3 protein-coding genes are annotated in these 4,420 nt (G+C 57.0%); all 3 read right to left on the bottom strand.

All coding sequences use genetic code 11. From position 1 onward, the window contains the following. Positions 1–117 precede the first annotated feature (117 nt). Complete coding sequence (locus tag ACR0BF_RS20240; protein ID WP_480556054.1) at positions 118–2,139, bottom strand: putative 2-aminoethylphosphonate ABC transporter permease subunit; 2,022 nt, start codon at positions 2,137–2,139, stop codon at positions 118–120. Further along, entirely contained in the window at positions 2,136–3,251 is a 1,116-nt protein-coding gene (locus ACR0BF_RS20235; RefSeq protein WP_480496631.1) for a putative 2-aminoethylphosphonate ABC transporter ATP-binding protein, read from the bottom strand. The genes ACR0BF_RS20240 and ACR0BF_RS20235 overlap by 4 nt, the downstream gene beginning before the upstream one ends. A gap of 132 nt (positions 3,252–3,383) precedes the next feature. After that, complete coding sequence (locus ACR0BF_RS20230) at positions 3,384–4,403, bottom strand: putative 2-aminoethylphosphonate ABC transporter substrate-binding protein (RefSeq protein WP_480521542.1); 1,020 nt, start codon at positions 4,401–4,403, stop codon at positions 3,384–3,386. Between the last annotated feature and the right edge of the window lie 17 nt (positions 4,404–4,420).

The following is a 4,420-nucleotide window of genomic DNA, read 5'->3' as shown; positions in this document are numbered from 1 at the left end:
TCCCAGCGTCGTGACGTCAAGATCATACGGGCGTTTATGGACTTTGCGGAGCGGGTTCTTGGGGAGAAGGAAACCGCCGGAGATATGTGACCGGCGGGTTCTTGAGTTTTTTGTGGATTACCTGCTGCGCCAGGCCTGTGTGCGGGCCAGGATGCCTTTTGATGCCATCAGGTGGAAGATCCGGGCGGCGGCGTTGGTGTAGAAGATCATCATGCCCATTGCGGCTGCGGGTGCGATGTCCCCGGCATCATCCATGTTCAGCACCGCGATGGACGCGAGTGTGGTTTTGGGTGAATAGAGGAACACAACCGCCGACACGGTCGTCATTGCGTTGACGAACAGATAGATCGAGATATCCAGCACCGCAGGCAGGCAGACCGGCACCGTCACGCGGGCAAACAGCTTCATTGTTGGCTGTTTGAGAGAGGCCGACACCGATTCGAACTCTTTATCCATCTGCTTGAGAGCGGTGACCGCCGTCAGGTGCGATACGGTATAGAAATGCGTCACCGTGCAAACCACCAGGATTGCCATGGTGCCGTAGATCGCATTGAACGGATTGGACGGGTTGTTGAAGAAGAAGATATAGGACAGCCCCAGAACCATGCCCGGGATGGCCATCGGCAGCATGGCGAACATCTGAAAGATCGACCGTCCGGTTTTGAAGCCGTTCGATTTTTCCACCAGATACGCCCCGAAGAAGACAACCGTCGTGCCGATCACCGCCGTCAGGAAGGCCAGTTTGATCGAGTTGAAATACGACCCCCAGCCGCCGCCATCCATCTTGTCGAACTGGTAGTTCTTGAGGCTCAGGCTCAGATCGTAGGGCCAGAACTTGATCAGCGCCGCAAACTGACACACGGCCAGAAGACCAATGATGAACAGGCCGACCAAGCTGCAGTAGATCAGGAATATGCGATCAGCCTTTGGGTTTGGTGTTGCCTGATATGGAACCGAGCGCGCAGAAAGCAGCGCCACCTGCTTGGACTGAACCATCCGGTCGATGGCAAAAGCCAGAATTGCGGGGATGACCAGAACCACCGAGACCACGGCGCCCATCTCAAAGTTCTGCTGGCCGATCACCTGTTTGTAGATATCCACGGCAAGCACGTTGAACTGGCCGCCGATCACCTTTGGCAGGCCGAAATCGGTGATCACCAGATTGAACACGACAAAGGCTGCGGAAATCAGGCCATAGCGCGCGCCGGGTATGGTAACGGTCCAGAATGTCCGCCAGGGGGTAGAGCGCAAGCTGACAGCGGCCTCGTACAACCGCGCATCCGATATCGCGAGCGCAGTCGATATGATCAGGAACGCGTGTGGAAAGGTAAAGAAGACCGATCCGATCACGATGCCTATGGGGCCGTAGATACTGGCACCGAACAACAACTCCTTGATCATCCCCTGATTGCCGAACAGGTAGACCAGCGCGATGCCCGGCAGCAGCGAGGGAACCAGAATCGGCGCCATCGCGATCAGGCGAAAGACCCCCTTGAACCGCATGCAGCTTCGGTTCAGCGCATAGGCAAACCAGAACGCCAGCGTCACCGTAACGATTGTGCTGACAACCGAAATCCAAAGGGAATTCTTGATCGAGTTGAACAGGGCTGGTGTCGAGAAGTAGTTGATGAAGTTGCCCAGACCCCGCGCTTGAACCGGCCGCATCTGCACCCGGCGGAACGTGTTGGAATCAAGCTCGACCCAATCGGTGCCTTCGTTCAAAGTCGACCCGACCAGAAAGCGCCCGGCCTCCGTCGTGTTCCGCATCTGGTACATGACCGGGCTGCGAAAGCTGAACTCCGGAAAGAACCCGGTCACCGGCAAACGCCCGTCCGAGCCGGTTGTCAGATCGGTGTCGGAATACACCCCCAATTGCCTGTTCAGTTCGTCAGCCGTCAGGATCGTTCCGTCGAACACACCCGCTTCATCACTGACCTGAAACTCATACTGGGACAGCTCGACCCGGTAGGTCGAGAAGGACTTGGAAAGCATCGTGTAAAGCGGCAGTGCCAGTGTCACGATCAGATAGAGCGCGATCACCATCATGCTTCCGCGCATCAGGATGTCATCGCGGCTGAGCCTGGGCCTGATATCCGGCCCGACAGGCAATGTGTCCTGATTGGTCGACATCGTGCTCATGCCGCAGCCTCCGGAAGGTCAAACGCCATCAGGCGGTTCTCGGGAAGCTCAATCACCATGCTGCACCCCTCTTCCAGCTCAAGACGACGCACGGCGTTGATCGAAAAATCCGCGATCAGTTCCGAAGATCCGAACCGCTCGTTGTTCAGGCGGCAGCGCCAGAACGAGCCCAGAAACTCCATTTCATCGAGCGTGACCTCGATGCAGTTCCGATTGCCGCCCGTGTCAAGATAACCAGCTTCATGAGGGATGATGTCTTCGGGACGAATGGCCGCAATGACAGGGGTTCCATCATTGAACGTGTGGCTGAGGCAGGCAAAGGTCTTTTCCCCGACGCTCAACCGCCCGCCTTTCGTAACCTGAGACTGGATCTGGTTCATTTCACCGATAAAGTCGGCCACGAACAGGTTGGCCGGTTCGCGGTAGATCTCCGTGGGCGATCCAACTTGTTCAATCACCCCGTGGTTCATCACCACGATGCGGTCGGCCATGGCCAGCGCTTCTTCCTGATCGTGCGTCACCATCACGGTGGTCACACCCAGCTTGCGCTGCAATTCCTTGATCTCATGCCGCAGGTGAACGCGCACCTTGGCGTCCAGCGCCGACAGGGGTTCGTCCAGCAGCAGCAGACCGGGATTGGTTGCAATGGCGCGGGCCAGCGCAATCCTCTGCTGCTGGCCACCGGACAATTGCGCCGGGTATTTCCTGCCCTGATCCGGCAGACCAACAAGGTTCAGCAGCTCGCTCACCCGAACCGCGATATCCGACTTGCTGCGGCCCGTGTTTTCAAGGCCAAATGCGATGTTCTTTTCGATCGTCAGGTTCGGGAACAGCGCATAGGACTGGAACACAATCCCGAAATCGCGCTCGGACGGAGGCAGGTTGGAGACGTCCTTGCCATCCTGCATAATCGTACCCTTGGTCTGCAGATCCAGCCCTGCAATCGCCCGCAACAAGGTGGTCTTGCCGCAGCCGGACGGGCCGAGGAAACAAATGAATTCACCTTCTTTGATTTCAAGAGAGATGTCCTTGAGTGCCAGAAAGCTGCCGAACGCTTTCCACAAATTCTGGATGCTGAGATACAGTTCACCGGGTGGTGTTTTCTGAAGCACGGGAGAGGTCCTCACATCTGCACCTCGGGCACGACCGATCCTGGCCGGTGCGCGCCGGGTGAGTTGGTTGTGTTGGTGGGAACAAGAGAGTGGCGGGCAGGAGAGGCACAAAAGCCCCTCCTGCCAATGGAATTACTTCGCTTCAGACTTTCCGTCATAGCGAGACTGCCATTCCTTCAGGATTGCCGCGCGATTGTTGGCGGCATATTCGAAATCATTGTTGATCATCGCATCCAGAAGACCCTCTGGGAAGTGTTCAACCGGTTTTGCAACGCCGGGATACGCCACGACCGCATAGCCGGTATTGTACATCTCGTTGGCCTCTTTGGTGACGGTGAAGTCCACCAGCTTCTGCGCGGCTTCCAGATTTGCAGTGCCGGCCACAATCGCGGTTGCTTCCATGTCCCAGCCGACGCCTTCCGAAGGCACAATGATTTCCAGCGGTGCGCCATCAGCTTTGGATTTCGCCCCACGGAACGCAAAAGAAATACCAATCGGGATCTCGCCCGCCGCCGCCAGTTTGCAAGGCTTCGAGCCGGAATGGGTGTAGCGCGCAATATTCTCGTGCAGCGCATCCATGTATTCCCAGCCACCTTCTTCACCAAACATTTGAAGCCAGCTGGACACATCAAGGAACCCCGTGCCAGAGGAATTCGGGTTCGGCATGATAACCTGATCCTTGTACATCGGATCAGTCAGGTCCTTCCACGAGGTCGGCGGCTTCAGCCCGGCCTTTTCCGCCTCAACCGTGTTGTAGCAAATCGAGGCAACCCAGGCGTCCATGCCAACCCAGGCAGGCGGGTTGTCACCATCGACGAATTTCGCATCCAGCTTGTCTACGCCAACCGGGGCATAAGGCTCCAGCATCCCTTCGGATTTCAACAGCAGCAGAGAGGTCGCAGCCAACCCCCAGACCACATCCGCCTGTGGGTTGTCCCGTTCAGCCAGCAGTTTCGCGGTGATGATCCCCGTCGAGTCCCGGACCCAGTTGATCTTGATATCCGGATTGCTCTGATTGAACGTCTCCGCATACCGAGCAAGATCCTCAGCCTCAACAGCAGTGTATACCGTCAGTTCCGTTTCCGATGCCGCAGCCGTCGCCGTCAGTAAACCGAACGCCAAAACCGCATAAATTGATCTCTTCTGTTTCATGGTTGTCCTCTGTTGGT

It is taken from the genome of Ruegeria sp. AG7 (assembly GCF_056541545.1).
The sequence above is the reverse complement of the archived record's forward strand: the minus strand, read 5'-3'. Positions and strand labels throughout refer to the sequence as shown.